Consider the following 18,495-nt stretch of genomic DNA (forward strand, 5'->3'; position numbering starts at 1 on the left):
GGCACGTCGGCGTGGCCGCCCCGCCGTATGCTCGACACGTTCCCCGGGGGCCTCGACCGGCAGCGCTGCCGCGCCGCACGGAAGGAGCGCAATGGGTCCCCGGGTCGCCGGCACCGCCCCCCGACGCACGCGACGGCGGTGGGTGTCCGCCGTCGGCCTCCTCGCCGTCGCCGCCCTCCTGGTCACCGGCTGCGCGGCCGGCCCCAACCCCGACGCCGGACCGGCCGGCGCGGGCTTCTGGCTGGGTCTGTGGCACGGGCTGATCCTGCCGGTCACGTTCATCGTCTCCTTGTTCAACGACGACGTGTCCATCTACGAGGTCGCCAACAACGGCAACTGGTACGACTTCGGCTACTGCGTCGGGCTGTCGATGTTCTTCTCCGCCGGCCCGGCCGCCGGCGCGGCGAACCGGCGGCGCTAGGGCTGGCCGGGACGTTCGGCCCGGGCGGGTACGGGACGTTGGCCCCTGTCGCGCCGCCGCGCGCGCCCCGACGATGGAAGCAGCCCTCGCAGGCGAGCCCGGGACGCCCGGGCCGGTCGAGAGGAAGTGGTGGCGATGGGGCTGCAAGAAACGGAGCGAGGGTCCGGGACCGCCCGACGGCGGATGCCCTCGAACGTCCTCTGGGGGGTGCTGCTGCTCCTCGGGGGCCTGCTGCTCATGCTCGACTACCTGGACGTCCTGCCGGGCGCCTGGGCGGTGTGGGCGGTGGCGTTCGGCGTGGCCGGGGCGGCGTTCCTGTACGTCTTCCTCACCCAGCGCGAGCAGTGGTGGGCAGCCATCCCGGCGGGCTGGCTGTTCGGCCTCACCGGCGTGATGGTCTGGGAGCAGATCGCCGGCGCCGGTGACGACCGCGGCGGGGCGCTCCTGCTCGGTCTCGGCGGTCTGGGCTTCTGGGCCGTGTACGCCCGCTCGCACGAGAGCTGGTGGGCGGTCATCCCGGGCGGCGCGCTCGTGACGCTGTCCGTCATGGGCATGGTGGACGGCTCGGCGGGCGACAACACCATGGGCTCGATGCTGTTCTTCGGGCTCGCCGTGACGTTCGCGCTGCTGACCGTGCTGCCCGGCGCCCGGATGAGGTGGCCGGGGATCGTGGCGGCCGGGCTCGCCGTCATCGGCATCCTGACCGCGCTGGGCGCCGACGACGCGATCACCATGGCGAACTTCGTGGTGCTCATGGGGGTGGGCGGCTACCTCATCTGGCGCGCGATCGGTCCGCGGCGACCGCACCAGCCCGGCGTCTGAGCCGCACACGAGACCCCGCCGGTGCGACGGCACGGGCGGGGTCTCGGGCGGGCGTCAGATGAGGTTCTCGACCCGGCGGATCATGTCGATGCTCGGGAACTGGTCCTCGCGGATGCGCGAGAGCAGCTCCTCCGCGTACCAGGGCACCTCTCGCGGCTCGAGCAGCGACTCGATGGTGTCGAGCATGGTCGCGGAGGGGTACTGGTCGGCCTGCACCTTGTCGAGCAGGGCACGGAGCAGCTCCTTGCGGGCGTCGTACCTCTGGGTCTCCTGGTCCGCCATCGTTCGCTCCCTCGCACGGTGGGTGGGTACTGCAGGGAGCCACCAGGCTAGGTCGTGACGGCACCACCGGCGACCGCTGGGAAGACCGCGAGCAGCACAAGGTTGGAAAGACAGAAGCGGCGCGATCCTGAGGATCGCGCCGCTTTCCCTGCTGTGCGCCCGGAGGGACTCGAACCCCCAACCTTCTGATCCGTAGTCAGATGCTCTATCCATTGAGCTACGGGCGCGTGGCCGCTTGGGCCGAAGAAGACTCTATCGTGCCTGCGGACCCGGACCAAACCGCGGGGTGGGTGAGGGTGGTCACGTCGTCGGCGAGGTGTGCTCACGCCATCGTCGGGGCCGTCAGCCCGGGGACGTCGGCGAAGGAGTACGGCGGCCACGGGCCGAGGTAGCGGATCACGGCGGCCGGCTCCTCGTCCTGGATGGCAGCGAGCTCGCGCCCCACCCCGGGAACCGCGTCCCGGGGCACGAGCAGCGAGACGGTGAGCACGGAGACGACCCCCTCGCCGGGGCGGGCGCTGCGGTTCTCGCTCAGCTCCTCGGACACCGCGGCGAGCCGGCGCCGGTACTGCTGGTACCTCTCGTCCGCGAGCGCGTCGGTGACCTCTCGCTCGAGCTGGTCCAGGCGCTTGCGCATCAGACGGCGGACCCCCTGCGGACGGGTCTCGAGCTCGGCCTGCATGGCCACCACGTCCGGGTTCCGCCCGCCCACCTGGTGCTGGTCCAGCCCGATCTCGACCCGCAGCTCCACCCGGTCCTTCAGGGCGTCGAGCCGCTCCCGCAGCTGCTGCGCACCTGCGCCGAGCCACTCCTGGAGCCGCGCGCGGGCCGGGGTCTCCTCGCCCTCGGCGACGATGACGTTGAAGCTCATGGGCAGCACCGTCCCCGTGCGCTCCCACACCCGCTCCACGACGTCGCTGTGCTCGACGACCCACCGCCTGACGTCGTCGTCGGCCCCCTCGTACGGGCCGGCCGCGTGCCGGTGGACGACGGCGGCCACGTCGTCGGGCCCGGTCACCACCTCCAGGGCGGCGCCGTCGATGCCCGTGCCGAGATCGGCAGGCTCACCGGCCACCACCGCGTAGACGTACAGGCCCGTGGTCACGCGCCCTCCTTCCGGGCCTCCTCGACCCACCTCGCCGGGTTGATGAGCTTGTCGACGACCTCGTCGACGACGTCGTCGAGACCGCGCCGCAGGTCCGCGACCGAGGTGGTCAGCCCGTGGTCCTGCTTGATCTGCTCGAGTGCGTCGTCGAGGTCGAGGAGCGCCTGGCCGAGTCGCTCCTGCTCCTCCTCGGTCAGCTCGCCGCCCTCGATCCTGCGGATCGCCTGGCTCTCCAGGGCCTCCTCGATCACCTCCACCAGCGTGATCACGAGCGTGAGCACCCCGTTCTTCAGGCTCTTCTCGTCGATCTTCAGCGTCATGGCTTCCCTCCTGCCCCCGCGGACAGCTCCGGACGCGCCGCTCGCGAGGCGCGCCGGAGCGCTCGCACCCAGGGCCCGGGGTCCTGGGCGGCGAACCGCACGCCGCCCGTGGGCGTGCGGACGACGACGACGGCGGAGCCCGCCGGGGTCCGGCCGCTCTCGACGTCGACGGACAGCAGCTGCTCCGCCCGCAGCCGCACGGCCGGCCGCTGGTCGAGGGCCCCCTTCCAGGTCACTCCCCCGGCACGGTCGACGACGGCGGTCCCGCCGCGCCACACCGGCCCGCTCGCGAGCTGCTCCTGGTACCAGAGGCTGCCCTCGTGCGCGGCCGACTCCGGCCGCGGGTTCCGCGCCGGCGCGGCCGGACCGATCCCCTGCTCGCGGAGCATGCCGTGGAGGCGCTCCGGTGCAGCGGCGGACAGGGTGGCCGTGCCGTCGGTGGTCGTGACGGCGAGCCGGACGCGGTCCTCGCCGCCGATGCTGCGCTCCGTGCGGAGGTCGACGCCTGTGACGTCCTCCAGGCGCGCCTGCCACAGCACCTCCTTGGGGTCCGCCCGCCACACGATCAGCCGGCGCGACGTCAGGTACACCGTGCCCGGGCGCCAGGTGCCGTGCCGCTCGTCGTCACGGTGCCCGCCGGCCATCCGCATGACGATCTCCTCGTCCTCGGCGAGCGGGAGGTGACGCGAGACGGAGCGCCTGACCCACTCGCGGGTCTGCTCGTCCCAGGATCGCATCATCCCGTACTCGAGCATCGTCTCGATGCCGGCGATCGTGGCCCGCAGGTTCACCCCGATGAGCGGGATGTCGGCCACGGTGATGATGAGGTCGAGGTCGAGGTAGACGCCCTTGTTGAGCAGCACCTCCAGCAGGTCGGGCAGCGTGGCACCCAGGTCGCGCGTGGGCTCCATCGCCCGCGGGGCGACCGCCTGGGCGGCGGGCTCAGCCATCGCGGTCCGGCACCTCTGCGCGGTCGGCCGCCTCGTCCTGGTCCGCCGTGTCGTCCTGATCGCGCTCGTCGTCGCGATCCGCCGTCTCGTCCTGATCCGGCTCGTCGTCGCGATCCGCCGTCTCGTCCTGATCCGGCTCGTCGTCGCTGCGGTCCGACCCCTCGACCTCGCCGCGGCCTGTCCCCTCGACCTCCGTCCGCTCGGCGGCACGCTGCGCCTGGGCGCTGCGCCACCCGCACCACGGGCAGAACTCCTCCAGCAGCTGCGCGGTCGGCGACGTCTTGCCGCAGCTGGGGCACGTGTCCTTCTGCTCGATCGCCCGGCGCCACGCCAGCGTCTCGGTGTTGGTCCCGGCGGGGAACTCGAGCCCGTACTTCGCGGCCGTCTCGAAGGAGGCCAGAGCGGCACGGATGCGGATGCCCAGGAGCTCCACCCCGGCCACGGACACCATGATGTCCGCGTTGAGCACGAGCCCCTTGTCGAGCAGCGTCTCGATGACGTGCACGAGCGACCCGTCCCTGTCGCGCTGCGGCTCGAGGCCACCGCTCCGCCCTGCGACCACGCTCATGCCCGGCCCCCTTCCTCCGGGTCAAGCCGCAAGAAGCCCATCACTCCTCGGTGTGACCGCGCGCGTACCGCGCACGCCGACGGTAGCCCATGAGCTCGCCGTCGCCGTCGAGCTCGACCTCGTACTCCGCCATGATGTCTGCGGTGCTCGGGACGCGCGGGTCCTCGACCACCTCGATGAGCACGATCCAGCTCTCGCCGTCGCGACGCACGCCGACCACGCCCTCGATGGTGCGGCTGGTCAGCTCGGCGAGCTGGTGGACGGCGAGCCGTGCGGCACGGCCTGCCCCGAGGCGCGGGCGACCTCGCCGGCCGTCGCCGTCCTCGTCCTCGTCATCGTCGCGCCGACGGCGCGGGCGGTCGTCAGCGTCCCGGTCATCCTGGTCGTGCCCCTGGGCTCGACGACGCGGACGCTCCTCGTCCGCTCCGCCGTCGTCCGACTCAGGGCGGCGGCGCGGGCGCTCCTGCTCGCCGCCACCTTCGCCGTCGTCTCCCTCGGGCCGTCGACGCGTGCGCTCCTGGTCGCCGCCGCCGTCACCGTCGTCTCCCTCGGGCCGTCGACGCGTGCGCTCCTGCTCGCCGCCACCTTCGCCGTCGTCTCCCTGGGGGCGCCGGCGCGGACGCTCGGTCTCGTCCCGACGGTTCTCGCTCCCGCCCGACGACGCACGGGCTTTCCCACCGTCGTCGTTGCCACGTGTCTCGGTGTCGGACTCCTGCGCGGACCGCGCCGGACGGGAGTCCGCGCTCTGGTCGCCCGACGACTCCTGCTTCGCCGGGCTCCCGGAGCTGCGCCGCGGCGCGTCCGACTGCTTCCGGGGCTGCTTCTGCGTCCGCGCGGCCCCCTCCCCCGCCTGTCGGCGCGGGGCCTCCCTGGTCGACGTCTCGGTGTCGGACTCGCTCATCGTCCCTCTCTCTGCCGGCGGTTCGCCTCGATCAGCCGTGCGACCAACGACTCCTCGAGTGCGTCCGCCTCGTCGTCACTGATCTCGCCCCTCTCGCGTGCCTGTCCGACGTCATCCAGCTGCCGCCGGATCTTCCCGACGTCGTAGTACTCGCGCTCCGCCTCGTTGAGCACCTGCTCGGCGACCCAGATCGTCCCGCGCACGGGCGCGAGGGGAAGCGTGAACAGACCGCTGAGGAGCCCCACGCTCACTCCTCAGGCACGTAGTCGTACGGGGCCTGGGGCCCGACCAGACGGAAGACGATCCGGTCCGCGGTCCGTTCCGCCAGCGCCTCGAGCGCGTCCTCGAACGCCTTCTGCTGTGCGCGGCCGACGAGGGCGGCCGCCTCGAGGACGTCCTCGACCTGGCCGGTCTCCCGCTGGCGGAGCTCGAGGGCGAACGGGGTGATCTCCTCGACGAGCCGGGCGGCGTCCGCCTCACGCTTGCGGTCGAAGCCCTTCACCACCAGCTCGCCGAGCCGGATGCGGGCGTAGTACGTCGCGTCCTCCGGCTGGTCACGGGTCGCCTCGCGCAGCTGGCGGATCTCCGGCTCCTCGTTCACCAGCTCGGCGAGCACGGCCTGCTCGACGTACTGGGCACGGACGGTGAACTGCACCGCGTCGGCCAGACGGCGGAGGTGCTCGGCGTAGCCGTCCAGCCGTTCGGCGGGCACGGCGTCCTCGATGGCGTCGACGTCCGGCACCGCGGTACCGAACCTCATCGGCAGCACGGCGACGGTCGAGGCGACGGTGTCGAGGACGTTCGCGTGAGCACGTACCTCGGCGGGCAGGCCCACGAGCTCTCCTCCCGGCAGCTCGGAGACCAGGGCGGCGACGTCACCGAGCCCGACCACCTGCACGCGCTCGCCGGCGACGCCCTCGAGGTCCTCGGGGACGTCGCTGTCGGCGAGCACGAGCCCGTAGACGTACAGCAGCGTGTCGACCTCCTCCGGTGCGGGTGCCGTCACGAGGACTCCTTCGCGGGGGCGCGGCGCCGTCGCTCCTCGCCGGAGCCCTTGTCGTCGTCGCCCCCGGTCAGGGCTTCCTTGGCGCTCGACAGCACTCCCTTGGTCTTACCGCGGGCCCCGCTCTCCGTCAGTCCCTCCATGAGCTCGGGCAGATCGCGTCCCCCTGTCTCCGCGAGGTTGAGCCGCCCGGTCGCCTCGGCGAACCGGAGATAGGTGTCGACGCTCGCGATGACGATACGGGCGTCGATCGTGATCAGCTCGATCCCGACGAGTGACACCCGTACAAAGGCGTCGATGACCAAGCCCTTGTCGAGAATGATGTTGACGACGTCCGCGAGCGACGCGGACGAAGGACGGTCGACGTACCCGCCCCGGGACCTCGTGGTAACCGCACTCATGGTGCCTCCTACCTAGTTTCCTCGGCGTACTCGTCCTCAGCACCCTCCTCGGGCGCCTCCTCGTACTCGTCCTCCGTGCCCTCCTCGGGAGCCTCCTCGGCGTACTCGTCCCCCTCCTCGTACTCGCCCTCGGCACCTTCCTCGGGAGCCTCCTCGTACTCGTCCTCGGAGCCCTCGCCCTCGGCGGGCTCGTACTCCTCCTCGTCCGTGTACTCCTCGGCCGCCTCGCCCTCGGGCTCCTCCTCGTAGCTCTCGCCGGCGGGCTCCTCGGACTGCTCCGACTCCTCGGCCTCCCTTGCGGCCTGCTCCTCCTCCATCACCTCGTCGTGGGTGCGCGCGATCTCCTTGTCGTGGATCTCCGCGCGATAGCCCTCGACGTCGTCGGGGTGAAGGATCGTGTCAGTCATGACATGGCGGACGAAGAACTTCAGCTCGAGCCGCAGGCGCCGGTTGACCGCCCGCCAGATGTTGGCCGTCTTCTCGAAGAAGCCCTGGGGGTAGTACTCGACGATGATGACGAGGCGGGTGAGCTCGTCACCCAGCGGGTGGAACGTGACCGCGCCGCTAAGGTGACCCTTCGGGCCGCTGGAGTCCCAGACGATCCGCTTGTCGGGCACCTGCTCCTTGATGGTGGTGTTCCACTCGCGGTGGGACCAGAACACCTGGCCCTTGAACGCCACCTTGCCCTGTTCGTCGTCGAGCTCGGCCTTCTCGACCTTCTTCATGAAGTTGGGCCAGTTGTCGTACTCGGTCCAGGCGTTGTAGACGACGCTGACCGGCGCCCCGACGTCGATGCTCTCGACGATGTTGTTGAACTTGAACTTCTTCTTGCCGCCGCGGCCCCCACCGCCTCCGCCGCCGAAGATGCCCTTGACCTTCTCCGTGACGCCCGAGGCCGCGGCCGAGAGCCCGGCCGTCAGCGGCGACTTCCCCTCAGCGAGCTTCTCGGCGGCCTTGGACGCGGCCGCGGCCTTGGCGCTGGGCCTGTCGTCGTCACCGTCGTCGTCATCGTGGCTCTCCCCGCTCGCGTACGCGGTGAGGCGGTCGGACAGGCCGCTGACCCTGCCGGTCAGCTTGTCGACGGCACGTCCGCCGAGCGCCCGTGCGTAGCCACCTGCCGACTGCTTCAAGGCGGCGAGCGGCAGGCTTGACGTGGCCGTACCCGCTCCTGAGTCGCGGGATGTCTCATCGTTCATGGGGCTGCTCCTTCACCGTGATCTTCGCGGCGGGTCGGTTGACTAGGGCTGGGGGCGGGTCGGCGGGAGCGGCTTCTTCGCCGGCCTCTTCCGCGCCGTTCCGGTCGACGCCTTCCGCTGCGTGCCGCCTGACTGCTTGGCATCTGCCTTCTGCTTCGTTCCCTGTGACGCGCTGCGCTGACCGGACTGCTGCGGGCGGCGCTGCGACTGACCCGTCGCCTGGCCTCGACCTGCACGGGGCTGTGGCTCCTCGGCGGGCTCCTCCGCCTCAGGCTCCTCGCCGCCCTCATCCCCGGCAGGCTCCTCAGCCTCTGCCTCGGGCTCCTCCTCTGCGGCCTCGTCCCCGGCAGGCTCCTCAGCCTCGGCCTCAGGCTCCTCCTCAGCCGCCTCGTCCCCGGCCGGCTCCTCGCCCTCGTCCCCGGCAGGCTCCTCAGCCTCAGCCTCGGGCTCCTCCTCAGCCGCCTCGTCCTCGGCCGGCTCCTCGCCCTCGTCCCCGGCAGGCTCCTCAGCCTCAGCCTCAGGCTCCTCCTCAGCGCCCTCGTCCTCGGCCGGCTCCTCGCCCTCAGCCTCCTGTTCCTCGGTGCCTTCCTCCTCGGTCGGCTCCTCGGCCTCCGCCTGCGGCTCCTCCTCGCCACCGTCCTCGGCCGGCTCCTCACCCTCAGCCTCCGGCTCCTCGGTGCCTTCCTCCTCGGTCGGCTCCTCGGCCTCCGCCTGCGGCTCCTCCTCGGCACCCTCGTCCTCGGCGGGCTCCTCCTCGCCCCGACCCGCGAGCTTGGTCGGCCTGAGCTTGCCGGCTGCCTTCGTCACCTTGCCTGCGGTCTTCTGCACCTCGTCGGTGCTCTTCTGCAGATCCTCGGTAGCCTTCTTGACCTGACCGGTGGCCTCGTCCGCGGCCTTCTGCACCTGCTCGGTGGCGTGGCTGGCCAGCTTCTCGGTGCGCTCCTGCAGGTTCGCGGTGACCGACTCCACGCCCCGGGTCGCGGCCGCCATGGCGGCAGCCTTGCTCGCCTCAGCCAGCCGCCCGGTCAGCTCCTCGGTGAGCTTCTTGACCTCCGGCGATGACAGCAGCGAACTGCCGGCCTTGGCGAGCATCTCCGGGTTGCTCTGCAGCTGCTTCGCGCCCAGCGTGGTCGCGAGCATCAGCGCCGTCTTCATCTTCTTCGTACGGCCGAGCAGATATCCACCGAGCAAGAGCCCGGCGAACTTGAGCTTGTCATCCATGGCGACTCCTCGTTCGGGTCGTGTGACCAGCGGCACGTGGTCCGGACCAACACGATGACACAGACCCCACCGCCCCGCCTGCTATGAAAACGAGCGCCCGATCGTCCGGAAATCCGCGTGCGGACGACTCTCCAGTGACCCGCCGATCAGCGCGAACCGGGACCCGTTGACTACCCCGTGAGCCGGTTCTAGCGTCAGGTGCGCCGGTCGGTCGACGGTCGGCCGACCCGCACGGGAGGTCGTCATGCTCTCCACCTACAGCCCGGTGCCCACCCTCGCTGTGAAGGACCTCGCCGCGGCCCGGTCCTTCTACGAGGAGACGCTCGGCTTCGAAGGGAGGGAGGAGACCGGCGGCATCGTCTACACCGCCGGGTCCGGCCAGTTCCTCGTCTACGAGTCCTCCTACGCCGGCAGCAACAAGGCCACCGCCATGGCGTTCGAGGCACCGGACGGCGACTTCGACACGGAGGTCCAGAACCTCCGCGACAAGGGTGTCGAGTTCCAGACCTTCGAGATGGAAGGGGTCCAGTGGGACGGTGACGTGGCCACCTTCGACGAAGGCCGGGCCGTCTGGTTCAACGACCCCGACGGCAACATCCTCAGCCTCGGCACCGCGATGATGTGAGGACAAGAAAGCCCGGAACCTCGTGCCGAGGGTCCGGGCTTTCCGTGACGTCCGGGAACGTCACAAGAGCGGAGACGGTGGGATTTGAACCCACGGACGGGTTGCCCCGTCACGGCCTTAGCAGGGCCGCGCACTAGACCTGACTATGCGACGTCTCCAAGTCCATCGGACAGGCTACCTGCCGCGGAGCCCTGGGCAAAAACGACGGGCCCCGAGGGCCGAGCGCGGAGGGCAAGGGATTCGAACCCTTGGTGGGTTGCCCCACAACGGTTTTCAAGACCGTCACATTCGGCCGCTCTGTCAGCCCTCCCTGCCGCAGCGCTGAGCCGGCGGCGGCCCCAAGTGTAGGCGAGCCGGGGCAACGGCCCGACGGCGCACCCGCCGCGCCGTCCGATTCGCCGCACCCGTCGGCGGCTGGGCACGATGGCCGCATGCGCGCCATCACCGTGACCGACGACTCCGCCCTCGAGCTCACCGACGTCACCGATCCCCGGCCCGGCCCCGGCGAGGTCCTCCTGAAGGTGGCCGCCGCTGGCCTGAACCGCGCGGACATCCTTCAGCGGGCCGGGCACTATCCGCCCCCGCCCGGTGCCAGCGACATCCTCGGCCTCGAGGTCTCCGGCACGGTCGCCGCCGTCGGCGAGGGCGTGACTGGCTGGAAGCTCGGCGAGCAGGCCTGCGCCCTGCTCGCCGGCGGTGGCTACGCCGAGCTGGTGGCCGTCCCCGCGGGCCAGCTGCTGCCCGTGCCGGCAGGCCTGGACCTGGTCGACGCCGCCGCCCTGCCCGAGGCCGCGTGCACGGCGTGGTCGAACCTGGTCGGTGTGGCCGGGCTGCGGGCAGGCGAGACGGTGCTGATCCACGGCGGGAGCGGCGGGGTGGGGTCCGTGGCGATCCAGCTCGCCTCCGCCGTCGGGGCCCGGGTCCTCACGACGGCGGGCGGGCCGGAGCGGACGGCGCGGTGCCGCGAGCTCGGCGCCGACGTCGCCATCGACCACCGCAGCGAGGACGTCGCGGCGGCGGTGCAGGAGGCGACGGACGGGCGCGGTGCCGACGTGATCCTCGACGTCCTCGGAGCCGGCGGGCTCGATCAGAACGTGCGGTCGCTCGCCACCGGCGGCCGCCTCGTGGTGATCGGCACCCAGAAGGGCCGCAAGGGCGAGATCGACCTCGGCCGGCTGATGACCAGGCGCGCCAGCCTGCACGCCACCACCCTCCGGGCCCGCCCGCTCGAGGAGAAGGCCGCGATCGTCGCCGACGTCCGTGAGCGCGTCTGGCCGATGCTCGACGACGGTCGGCTCCGTCCCGTCGTCGCAGACCGGCTTCCGCTCGCCGAGGCGGCTCGCGCCCACGAGCTCCTCGACTCCGGCAACGTCTTCGGCAAGGTGCTGCTGGTCCCCTGACTCGCAACGACTGCCGACGGCCGACGGCCGACGCCAGCTGCGGACGCCGGCTGCCGACAACGCCCTAAAGGTTGGTATGCGGGCGCGGACGGGACATTAGGGCGTTCTCGCGTGCGGACGGGACGGGCGTTCTCGCGTGCGGACGGGACGGGCGTTCTCGCGGGCGGTGAACGACAGCGCTTCTCGCGTGCGGTCAGCCAACAGGGGCCCGCCCGACCGTGATGGTCGGACGGGCCCCTGCCACGTGCCTGGAGCGACTCAGCCCTTGACGGACCCCGCGAGCAGGCCGCGCACGAAGTACTTCTGCAGGGCGAAGAACACGATCAGCGGCACGATGATCGAGACGAACGCACCCGAGGTGAGCAGGTGCCAGTCCTGCCCGCGCGAGCCGGCCATCTCCGACAGCCGCGCCGTGAGCGGCTGCACCGCGTTGTTCCCGCCGGTGAAGGTCAGGCCCACGAGGAGGTCGTTCCACACCCACAGGAACTGGAAGATCGCGAACGAGGCGATCGCCGGGATCTGCAGCGGCAGCATCACCCGGAGGAAGACGGTCACGTGCCCGGCGCCGTCGACCCGGGCCGCCTCGATGAGCTCCCGGGGGATCTCCGCCATGAAGTTGTGCAGCAGGAAGGTCGCGAGCGGCATGGCGAAGCACGCGTGCGCCACCCATACCGCCAGGTACGGGAAGTTCTGGATGACCTCCGTGCCGGCGAAGATCCGCAGCAGCGGGATGAGCGCCATCTGCAGCGGGACGATCTGCAGGGCGAAGACGATGACGAAGACGGTGTCCCGGCCGCGCCACTGCAGCACCGAGAAGCAGTAGGCGGCCATCGTCGCGGCGACGAGCGGGATGATCGTCGCGGGCACCGTGATGACGAGGGAGTTGACGAAGAAGTTCGACAGCTGCCCCGACGACGCCCGCCCGAACAGCACCTCCTGGTAGTTCGCCAGCGTGAACGCGGGGTTGGAGAAGAACGTCCACCACCCCGAGGTGCGGATCTCCGCCTCCGGGCGCACGGAGCTGACGAGCAGCCCGACGATCGGCACGGTCCACAGGACGGCGATGACGACGGCGACGGCTGAGCCGGCCCGGGACGTGAGCATGCGCTTGGCCCGGGTGGAGGCGCCGACGCGCGGCGCCGGCGTGCCCATCGGGTCGGGCAGGGTCCGGACGGGGCTCTCGACGGCGACGGCCGGGTTGGCCGGCGTGGTTCCGCTCATGCTCCGCGCACCTCCCGGTTCTTGATCATCTGCCGGACGTTGAAGACGACGATCGGGATGACGAGCAGGAAGATCATCACGGCCAGCGCGGACCCGGTGCCGTTGTTGCCGAAGGTGAACGACTGGTCGTACATCATGTTCGCCAGCACCTGGGTGTCGAACCTCGCGCCCGTCATGGCGCGCGGGATGTCGAAGATCTTCAGGGTGGCGATGGTGATCGTCGTGACGACGACCACCAGGGTGGGCCGGATGCTCGGCACGGTGATGTTGCGGAACATCTGCCAGGCGTTCACGCCGTCGAGCCGGGCCGCCTCGACGATGTCGTCCGGGATCGCCTTGATCGCTGCGGAGAGCAGGACCATGGCGAACCCGGCCTGGATCCAGATCATCACGACGATGAGGAAGAACGTGTTCCAGGGCGCGTCCTGCAGGAACCGCACCGGCTCGAGGCCGATCCCGGTGATGATGGCGTTGAGCAGGCCGATCTGCTCCTGCGCGGCCCCGCGGTACTCGTAGACGAACTTCCAGATGATGCCGGCGCCGACGAACGAGATCGCCATGGGGACGAAGAGCAGCGACTTCGCGACCTTCTCGAACCTGGACTTGTCCACGAGGATCGCGTACAGCAGGCCGACGGTCGTCGAGACGGTCGGGACGAGGACCACCCACCAGAACGTGTTGATGAACGACTGCAGCGAGTCGGGGTTCGTGAACACCCACTCGTAGTTCGCCCACCCGATCCACTCCTGGCTGTTGCGGTCCATGAACGACATGACCGTCGTGCGGATAGCCGGGTAGATGAGCCCGAGGCCGAGCAGGAACGCGGCGGGGCCACCGAAGAGCAGCACCATCCAGAACGTCCGGCTGCGGCCGCTGTACCTGTCGGCCAGCTGGGCGAGGCCGAGGAGGAGCGCGACGACCGCGGCGAAGACGATGACGGCCAGGATCATCTGGCCGAACTTGGAGTAGAGGAAGAAGTCCACCCCGGTACCTCCTTCGATACCGAGACGGGGGCACGGCTCGCGCCGTGCCCCCGTCGATCAGTCAGGTCAGCTGGCCGGCCAGGAGGCCTCGATCTGGTCGAGGACCGGCTTGGTCTCGGACCCGTTGACCCAGTCGACCATCCCGGTCCAGAAGGACCCGGCGCCGACCTCGGACGGCATGAGGTCGGACCCGTCGAAGCGGGCGACGGCGCTCTCGTCCTGCAGCAGCTCGATCGCCAGCCGCAGCACGTCGGAGGACGCGAGCTCGGGGTCGACGGCCTTGTTGGCCGAGGTCACGCCGCCGATCTCCACGCGGGTGTTAGCCCAGTCGCCGGACGCCATGTAGGCCTGGACGGCCGCCGTGGCCTCACGGTCGTTGAAGGCGCCGACGAACTCGCCCGCGGTGAGCAGCGGCGACTCGTCCTCGGTCATGCCCGGGAGGTAGAACGCGAAGACCTCGCCGTCGGGGCCTACGTCGGTGCCCTCGGGCCACTGCGCCTCGTAGAAGGACGCCATGCGGTACATGAAGCACTCGCCGTCCAGGATCGGCAGGCCGCCGTCGTTGAACGACGTCGTCGCGATGGTGCGCGGGTCGCCGAGCCCGCCGTTGGTGTAGTCGGGGTTCTTGAGGATCGCCCCGGCCATGTCGACCGCCTCGACGATCTGCGGGTCGTTGAACGGGATCTCGTGGTTGATCCACTGGTCGTAGACGTCACCGCCCGCCGAGCGCAGGACCATGTCCTCGATGAAGTCGGTGGCCGGCCAGCCGGTGGCCCCGCCGGACTCGATGCCCGCGCACCACGGCTTGGTGGTGTCGGACCCCTTCTCGTCGGCGATCTTCTGGGTGAGGGTCATCAGCTCGTCCCAGGTCTTCGGGACCTCGTAGCCGTTCTCCTCGAACGCGGTCGGGGAGTACCAGACGAAGGACTTCACGGACGCCATCAGCGGGGCCGCGTAGAACTCGCCGTCGACGGTCCCGTAGTTCTTCCAGTCCTCGGACCAGCCCTCGTCGACCTTCTTCTCCACCGCGTCCGGCGCCGCGACGACGTGGCCCTCCTTGACCATGCGCTGCAGCAGGCCGGGCTGCGGGAAGATCGCGAGGTCGGGGGCGTTGCCGCCCTCGGCCTGCACGACGACCTGCTGCTCGAACTCGCCGGAGCCGTTGTGCTCGACCGTGATCCCGGTGCACTCGGTGAAGTCGGTGAAGGTGTCCTGGAGCTGGTCGGCCTCGACCTCGCGGATCGAGGAGAAGAGGGTGACCTTCTCCCCCTCGAAGCTGCCGTACTCCTCGTAGGCGGAGCAGTCGGTCTCGCCGCCGCCGGCGGTGGCCCCGCCGCCCCCGCCACCGCCACCACCGCCGAGGTCGTCGGCGCCGCCGCAGGCGGCCAGGGTCAGGGCGAGCGCAGCGGCACCCGCCAGGCTCGCCGTCGTACGACGTCGGTTGATCATCTTCACTGCGGTACTCCTCGTCACGTCAGCGTCATGGGCGCAGCAGTGCGCCCACGCCCCAACCAAAGCCGTTCGGGGCCGTGATGTGCAACACAACGGGGTGACGCACGGGTAACGATCCGGCAACACTCCGTGACGGCCCGGTCCGCCGCACCCGGCACAGGACGAACGGCCCTGGATCGCCGCCCGGCCGCTCACCGCTCGAGCCCGCCCGGCGACTTGCCGAACTGGCCCCTCGGGGTAGCTGGATCGGCCGCCTCGGGCGCCTCGGGCGCCTCGGGCGGGACGAAAGGCCCGGACGCCGGCGGCGCGGGAGCTCTCGTACCCGTCGGCCAGGGGCGATCCGGACACCGATTCCCGGCGTTACCGGACCGCCCCGTTGACATTCGCCGGACACCACTGCAAGAGTCGTGCCGAATCGATTCGGCAACTCAACGTGGAGGACCTTATGCGTACCCGACTCGCCGCAGCGACCCTGGCCGTCCCCCTGCTCGTCCTCGCGGCGTGCAGCGACGCCGAGGGAGGTGGCGGCGGCGACGGCGGCACCGCGGCCGCCGACGAGATCACCGTCTGGGCCCACCAGGGCCAGGAGTCCGAGGTCAAGGCGCTGCAGCAGGCCATCGACGACTTCAACGCCCAGGGCGAGGGGACGGCGACCCTGCAGTTCGTCCCCGAGGCCGACTACACCTCGACGGTGACGACCACCTCGCCGAAGGACCTCCCGGACGTCCTCGAGTTCGACGGGCCGATGATGGCCTCCCTCGTCTACGCCGGGAAGCTGGCGCCGCTCGGCGACCTCGTCACCGGCGAGACCGTCGACAACCAGACCGAGTCGGTCCTCGCCCAGAACACCAACCCGGCCGACGGCGAGCTCTACGGCGTCTCCCAGTTCGACGCCTCCCTCGGCGTCTACGGCAACAAGGCCCTGCTCGACGCCGCCGGGGTGGAGTACCCGACGAGCCTCGACGACGCCTGGACGGCCGAGGAGTTCGAGGCCGCGCTCGAGAAGCTCGCGGCGACGGACGACGACGGCAAGGTCCTCGACATCAAGGAGAACTACGGCGCGGAGTGGCCCACCTACGGCTTCCTTCCCGTCGCGTGGTCCGCGGGCGAGCAGATCGTCGTCGACGGCGCGGCCGACGGGCACCTCAACAGCCCGGCCGTGGTCGAGGCGGTCGAGCGCTTCGCCGGCTGGCGCGAGTACACCGACCCGAACACCGACGACGCCGCGTTCGTCGACGGCCGGGTCGCCCTGAGCTGGGTGGGCCACTGGGTCTACAACCCCTACTCCGAGGCCCTGGGCGAGGACCTCGTCGTGCTGCCGCTCCCCGACTTCGGGTCCGGCCCCAAGAGCGGGCAGGGCTCCTGGGCCTGGGGAGTCAGCCCTGAGAGCGACAACCCCGAGCTCGCCGGCCGCTTCCTCGACTTCCTCACCTCGGACGACGCCGTCGCGGCCATGACGGACGCCAACGCCGCCCCGCCGGCCACCAGGACGGTCACCGAGTCCTCGAGCCTGTACGGCGCCGACGGCCCGCTGGCGATCTTCGCCGAGTCGCTCGCACGCACCTGCGGTGACGCCGCGCCGACCACCGACTGCGTGGCCACGCCGCGACCGATCACCCCGGCCTACCCGGTGATCAGCCAGCAGTTCTCCGAGGCGTTCTTCGGCGCGTACGAGGGCGGGGACGCGCAGAAGCTCCTCGACCAGGCCGCGCGGACGATCGACCTCGACTTCCAGGACAACGACGGTTACGGCCAGAGCTGACGGCACCGCCCACGAGCCCGGGGCGCGCCGCCGGCGCGCCCCGGGCACCGCTCTCGAGGGGACCAGTCATGACCACCACCACCCAGACACCGCAACAGGCACCACCGCTGACACCGCTGCGCCGACGCCGCGGGAGGCTGCGCCGGGACGACCGCGCCGCCTGGGCGATGTTCCTGCCGGCCGCGGCCGGCCTGCTGATGTTCGTCGTCGTCCCGTTCGTGATGGCCGGCTGGCTCTCGCTGCACAACGTCAGGCTTGACGCCCCGACGCCGCCGAACTGGATGGGGCTGGAGCAGTACCGGCGGATCCTTCTCGACCCGGACTTCCGCGGCGAGTTCTACCGGGGCCTTCTCAACAACGTCATCTTCGCCGTCGTGGTGGTGCCCCTGCAGACGGCCCTGGCGCTCACCCTGGCGCTCCTGCTCAACCGGCCCCTGCGCGGCATGCCGGTGTTCCGCACGTTCTTCTTCATGCCGGTCGTCTTCCCCATGGCCCTGGTGGCAGTGGTGTGGAAGGTGATCTACGCGCGCGGCGAGCTGGGCATGCTCAACGCCGTGCTCGACACCATCTCGTTCGGGCACCTCGGCCCCTACGACTGGCTCGGCGACACCGCCACCGCGCTGCCGGCCATCATCATCATGTCGGTCTGGCAGGGCGTGGGCCTGCAGATGGTGATCCTCCTGGCCGGGCTCCAGGGCATCCCCAAGGACCTGTACGAGGCGGCGTCGCTCGACCGCGCCGGCCGCTGGCTGCAGTTCCGGCACGTGACGCTCCCCGGCCTGCGCAACACGCTGATCTTCGTCGTGATGGTGACGACGATCCTGTCGTTCCGGCTGTTCGACCAGATCTACATCATGACCCAGGGCGGCCCGCAGCAGGCGACCACGACGGTCATGTACCAGGCCGTCACCACCGCCTTCGACGCGAACAACGTGGGCCGCGCGTCCGCCATCACCGTCCTGTTCTTCCTCATCGTGCTGACGATCACGCTCGTCCAGCGCCGCCTGCTGCGCGAGGACCGGGAGATCTCATGAGACAGCTGCGCACCACCCTGACCTACCTCGCCCTCACCCTGCTGGCGCTCGTCTTCGTCGCGCCGGTCGCCTACCTCGTCGTCGGCAGCCTCAAGCCCTCCGGCGACGTCATCGACGGCCTGGCCGGGTTCGTCCCGAAGGACGCGTCGCTGGCGAACTACACCGGGATGCTCGACCGCTTCTCCAGCCCCGCCACGGGGTACTTCAGCGACTTCTACCTCACCTCGCTGCTCGTCACGACGGTCGTCGTGCTCGGGGGCCTGCTGGTGAACTCCATGGCGGCCTACGCCCTGGCGAGGCTGCGGTGGCGCGGGCGCGACGCGGCGCTGCTGACCGTCGTCGCCCTGACCATCCTGCCGTTCGAGGCGATCGCGGTGCCGCTGTTCTACCTGCTCAACGACCACCGCAACACCTACTACATCCAGTTCCTGCCGTTCGTGGCGAGCGCCTTCTCGATCTACCTCTTCTACTCCTTCTTCGTCGGGCTGCCCCGCGAGCTGGAGGAGGCGGCCCGCATCGACGGGGCGGGGACGTGGCGGACGTTCTTCCGGATCGTGGTGCCGATGTCGAAGCCCGTGTTCGCGACCGTGACGATCCTGACGTTCCTGACCACGTGGGGCTCGTTCCTGTGGCCGGTGATGATGGTCGACCAGCCGCAGCGGCGCCCGCTGCCGCTCGCGATCGCCGTGTTCCAGGGACAACCGCCGTACGACTGGGGGCAGATCTTCGCCTTCGGCGTGCTCATGGTGCTGCCGGTGCTCGTGGTCTTCCTCGCCTTCCAGCGCTGGTTCGTCCAGTCGCTGGCCTCCTCCGGACTGAAGGGCTGAT

At 70.7% G+C, this 18,495-nt stretch carries 21 protein-coding genes and 3 tRNA genes; 7 read left to right on the plus strand and 17 right to left on the minus strand.

Translation table 11 applies throughout. The annotated features are described in order from the left end of the window. The first annotated feature begins 91 nt into the window (after nucleotides 1–91). Nucleotides 92–421 (plus strand): hypothetical protein, encoded by a 330-nt coding sequence (locus tag ATJ97_RS09100; protein WP_170037327.1) that lies wholly within the window; start codon nucleotides 92–94, stop codon nucleotides 419–421. A gap of 183 nt (nucleotides 422–604) precedes the next feature. Beyond that, nucleotides 605–1,243: a hypothetical protein gene (locus ATJ97_RS09105; protein WP_098483482.1), complete on the plus strand. Its 639-nt coding sequence runs from the start codon at nucleotides 605–607 to the stop codon at nucleotides 1,241–1,243. Nucleotides 1,244–1,297: 54 nt separating this feature from the next. On the opposite strand, the gene ATJ97_RS09110 is transcribed toward ATJ97_RS09105, so the two are convergent. From ATJ97_RS09110 to ATJ97_RS09165, 12 genes are all read right to left on the minus strand, one after another. Continuing rightward, nucleotides 1,298–1,525 carry a hypothetical protein gene (locus tag ATJ97_RS09110; protein ID WP_098483483.1) on the minus strand — a complete coding sequence of 76 codons (228 nt, stop codon included), beginning with the start codon at nucleotides 1,523–1,525 and terminating at the stop codon, nucleotides 1,298–1,300. Nucleotides 1,526–1,679: 154 nt separating this feature from the next. Then, a tRNA-Arg gene (locus ATJ97_RS09115) sits at nucleotides 1,680–1,752 on the minus strand. A 95-nt stretch (nucleotides 1,753–1,847) separates the two neighbouring features. Next, entirely contained in the window at nucleotides 1,848–2,630 is a 783-nt protein-coding gene (locus ATJ97_RS09120) for a GvpL/GvpF family gas vesicle protein (RefSeq protein ID WP_170037330.1), read from the minus strand. Beyond that, nucleotides 2,627–2,950, minus strand: a complete 324-nt coding sequence (locus ATJ97_RS09125; RefSeq protein WP_098483485.1) for a gas vesicle protein K — start codon at nucleotides 2,948–2,950, stop codon at nucleotides 2,627–2,629. Before ATJ97_RS09125 ends, ATJ97_RS09120 begins: the two co-directional genes overlap by 4 nt. Continuing rightward, nucleotides 2,947–3,900 carry a gas vesicle protein gene (locus ATJ97_RS09130; protein WP_211287125.1) on the minus strand — a complete coding sequence of 318 codons (954 nt, stop codon included), beginning with the start codon at nucleotides 3,898–3,900 and terminating at the stop codon, nucleotides 2,947–2,949. Before ATJ97_RS09130 ends, ATJ97_RS09125 begins: the two co-directional genes overlap by 4 nt. Continuing rightward, entirely contained in the window at nucleotides 3,893–4,468 is a 576-nt protein-coding gene (locus ATJ97_RS20755; protein ID WP_098483486.1) for a gas vesicle protein, read from the minus strand. Before ATJ97_RS20755 ends, ATJ97_RS09130 begins: the two co-directional genes overlap by 8 nt. A gap of 40 nt (nucleotides 4,469–4,508) precedes the next feature. After that, the gene (gene gvpO / locus ATJ97_RS09140; RefSeq protein WP_098483487.1) at nucleotides 4,509–5,369 is read right to left on the minus strand and encodes a gas vesicle protein GvpO; all 861 of its coding nucleotides are present in this window, start codon (nucleotides 5,367–5,369) and stop codon (nucleotides 4,509–4,511) included. Then, nucleotides 5,366–5,614, minus strand: a complete 249-nt coding sequence (locus tag ATJ97_RS09145; RefSeq protein ID WP_098483488.1) for a gas vesicle protein GvpG — start codon at nucleotides 5,612–5,614, stop codon at nucleotides 5,366–5,368. Before ATJ97_RS09145 ends, gvpO begins: the two co-directional genes overlap by 4 nt. Before the next feature lie 2 nt (nucleotides 5,615–5,616). Further along, nucleotides 5,617–6,375: a GvpL/GvpF family gas vesicle protein gene (locus tag ATJ97_RS09150; RefSeq protein ID WP_098483489.1), complete on the minus strand. Its 759-nt coding sequence runs from the start codon at nucleotides 6,373–6,375 to the stop codon at nucleotides 5,617–5,619. Further along, nucleotides 6,372–6,773 (minus strand): gas vesicle protein GvpJ, encoded by a 402-nt coding sequence (gvpJ, locus tag ATJ97_RS20760; protein WP_098483490.1) that lies wholly within the window; start codon nucleotides 6,771–6,773, stop codon nucleotides 6,372–6,374. The genes ATJ97_RS09150 and gvpJ overlap by 4 nt, the downstream gene beginning before the upstream one ends. Before the next feature lie 8 nt (nucleotides 6,774–6,781). After that, complete coding sequence (locus tag ATJ97_RS09160) at nucleotides 6,782–7,969, minus strand: SRPBCC family protein (protein ID WP_098483491.1); 1,188 nt, start codon at nucleotides 7,967–7,969, stop codon at nucleotides 6,782–6,784. 42 nt (nucleotides 7,970–8,011) lie between these two features. After that, entirely contained in the window at nucleotides 8,012–9,190 is a 1,179-nt protein-coding gene (locus ATJ97_RS09165) for a hypothetical protein (RefSeq protein WP_098483492.1), read from the minus strand. 244 nt (nucleotides 9,191–9,434) lie between these two features. On the opposite strand from ATJ97_RS09165, the gene ATJ97_RS09170 reads away from it, so the two are divergent. Continuing rightward, on the plus strand, nucleotides 9,435–9,815 hold the full coding sequence (locus ATJ97_RS09170; RefSeq protein ID WP_098483493.1) for a VOC family protein: 381 nt from the start codon (nucleotides 9,435–9,437) through the stop codon (nucleotides 9,813–9,815). A 69-nt stretch (nucleotides 9,816–9,884) separates the two neighbouring features. On the opposite strand, the gene ATJ97_RS09175 is transcribed toward ATJ97_RS09170, so the two are convergent. Beyond that, nucleotides 9,885–9,973 (minus strand) — tRNA-Ser (locus ATJ97_RS09175). Nucleotides 9,974–10,040: 67 nt separating this feature from the next. After that, nucleotides 10,041–10,125: transfer RNA gene (locus ATJ97_RS09180), tRNA-Ser, on the minus strand. A 121-nt stretch (nucleotides 10,126–10,246) separates the two neighbouring features. Between ATJ97_RS09180 and ATJ97_RS09185 the strand changes: the two genes are divergently transcribed. Beyond that, nucleotides 10,247–11,215 (plus strand): NAD(P)H-quinone oxidoreductase, encoded by a 969-nt coding sequence (locus tag ATJ97_RS09185; protein ID WP_098483494.1) that lies wholly within the window; start codon nucleotides 10,247–10,249, stop codon nucleotides 11,213–11,215. 258 nt (nucleotides 11,216–11,473) lie between these two features. Here the strand turns inward: ATJ97_RS09185 and ATJ97_RS09190 are convergent, their stop codons facing one another. The 3 genes from ATJ97_RS09190 to ATJ97_RS09200 form a co-directional block, all read right to left on the minus strand. Beyond that, complete coding sequence (locus tag ATJ97_RS09190) at nucleotides 11,474–12,436, minus strand: carbohydrate ABC transporter permease (RefSeq protein ID WP_098483495.1); 963 nt, start codon at nucleotides 12,434–12,436, stop codon at nucleotides 11,474–11,476. Further along, nucleotides 12,433–13,386: a carbohydrate ABC transporter permease gene (locus ATJ97_RS09195; RefSeq protein ID WP_098485342.1), complete on the minus strand. Its 954-nt coding sequence runs from the start codon at nucleotides 13,384–13,386 to the stop codon at nucleotides 12,433–12,435. Before ATJ97_RS09195 ends, ATJ97_RS09190 begins: the two co-directional genes overlap by 4 nt. A gap of 99 nt (nucleotides 13,387–13,485) precedes the next feature. After that, nucleotides 13,486–14,868, minus strand: a complete 1,383-nt coding sequence (locus tag ATJ97_RS09200; protein WP_098485343.1) for an ABC transporter substrate-binding protein — start codon at nucleotides 14,866–14,868, stop codon at nucleotides 13,486–13,488. A gap of 448 nt (nucleotides 14,869–15,316) precedes the next feature. Between ATJ97_RS09200 and ATJ97_RS09205 the strand changes: the two genes are divergently transcribed. The 3 genes from ATJ97_RS09205 (at nucleotide 15,317) to ATJ97_RS09215 (ending at nucleotide 18,494) form a co-directional block, all read left to right on the plus strand. Next, a complete protein-coding gene (locus ATJ97_RS09205) occupies nucleotides 15,317–16,633 on the plus strand; it encodes a sugar ABC transporter substrate-binding protein (RefSeq protein WP_098483496.1) in 1,317 nt (438 codons plus the stop codon). A 68-nt stretch (nucleotides 16,634–16,701) separates the two neighbouring features. Continuing rightward, on the plus strand, nucleotides 16,702–17,667 hold the full coding sequence (locus tag ATJ97_RS09210; protein ID WP_245862312.1) for a carbohydrate ABC transporter permease: 966 nt from the start codon (nucleotides 16,702–16,704) through the stop codon (nucleotides 17,665–17,667). Beyond that, on the plus strand, nucleotides 17,664–18,494 hold the full coding sequence (locus tag ATJ97_RS09215; protein ID WP_098483498.1) for a carbohydrate ABC transporter permease: 831 nt from the start codon (nucleotides 17,664–17,666) through the stop codon (nucleotides 18,492–18,494). The genes ATJ97_RS09210 and ATJ97_RS09215 overlap by 4 nt, the downstream gene beginning before the upstream one ends. Nucleotide 18,495 lies beyond the last annotated feature (1 nt).

This window comes from Georgenia soli (assembly GCF_002563695.1).
Classification (GTDB): Bacteria; Actinomycetota; Actinomycetes; order Actinomycetales; family Actinomycetaceae; genus Georgenia; species Georgenia soli.

Bases quoted from the DNA above. Each gene is read 5' to 3' on its own strand.
- ATJ97_RS09100 (WP_170037327.1), top strand. From the start codon at position 92: ATGGGTCCCCGGGTCGCCGGCACCGCCCCCCGACGCACGCGACGGCGG.
- ATJ97_RS09215 (WP_098483498.1), top strand. From the start codon at position 17,664: ATGAGACAGCTGCGCACCACCCTGACCTACCTCGCCCTCACCCTGCTG.
- ATJ97_RS09195 (WP_098485342.1), bottom strand. From the start codon at position 13,386: ATGATCCTGGCCGTCATCGTCTTCGCCGCGGTCGTCGCGCTCCTCCTC.
- ATJ97_RS09210 (WP_245862312.1), top strand. From the start codon at position 16,702: ATGACCACCACCACCCAGACACCGCAACAGGCACCACCGCTGACACCG.
- ATJ97_RS09200 (WP_098485343.1), bottom strand. From the start codon at position 14,868: ATGATCAACCGACGTCGTACGACGGCGAGCCTGGCGGGTGCCGCTGCG.
- ATJ97_RS09185 (WP_098483494.1), top strand. From the start codon at position 10,247: ATGCGCGCCATCACCGTGACCGACGACTCCGCCCTCGAGCTCACCGAC.
- ATJ97_RS09110 (WP_098483483.1), bottom strand. From the start codon at position 1,525: ATGGCGGACCAGGAGACCCAGAGGTACGACGCCCGCAAGGAGCTGCTC.
- gvpJ (WP_098483490.1), bottom strand. From the start codon at position 6,773: ATGAGTGCGGTTACCACGAGGTCCCGGGGCGGGTACGTCGACCGTCCT.
- ATJ97_RS09160 (WP_098483491.1), bottom strand. From the start codon at position 7,969: ATGAACGATGAGACATCCCGCGACTCAGGAGCGGGTACGGCCACGTCA.
- ATJ97_RS20755 (WP_098483486.1), bottom strand. From the start codon at position 4,468: ATGAGCGTGGTCGCAGGGCGGAGCGGTGGCCTCGAGCCGCAGCGCGAC.
- ATJ97_RS09170 (WP_098483493.1), top strand. From the start codon at position 9,435: ATGCTCTCCACCTACAGCCCGGTGCCCACCCTCGCTGTGAAGGACCTC.
- ATJ97_RS09190 (WP_098483495.1), bottom strand. From the start codon at position 12,436: ATGAGCGGAACCACGCCGGCCAACCCGGCCGTCGCCGTCGAGAGCCCC.
- ATJ97_RS09165 (WP_098483492.1), bottom strand. From the start codon at position 9,190: ATGGATGACAAGCTCAAGTTCGCCGGGCTCTTGCTCGGTGGATATCTG.
- ATJ97_RS09130 (WP_211287125.1), bottom strand. From the start codon at position 3,900: ATGGCTGAGCCCGCCGCCCAGGCGGTCGCCCCGCGGGCGATGGAGCCC.
- gvpO (WP_098483487.1), bottom strand. From the start codon at position 5,369: ATGAGCGAGTCCGACACCGAGACGTCGACCAGGGAGGCCCCGCGCCGA.
- ATJ97_RS09205 (WP_098483496.1), top strand. From the start codon at position 15,317: ATGCGTACCCGACTCGCCGCAGCGACCCTGGCCGTCCCCCTGCTCGTC.
- ATJ97_RS09105 (WP_098483482.1), top strand. From the start codon at position 605: ATGCCCTCGAACGTCCTCTGGGGGGTGCTGCTGCTCCTCGGGGGCCTG.
- ATJ97_RS09125 (WP_098483485.1), bottom strand. From the start codon at position 2,950: ATGACGCTGAAGATCGACGAGAAGAGCCTGAAGAACGGGGTGCTCACG.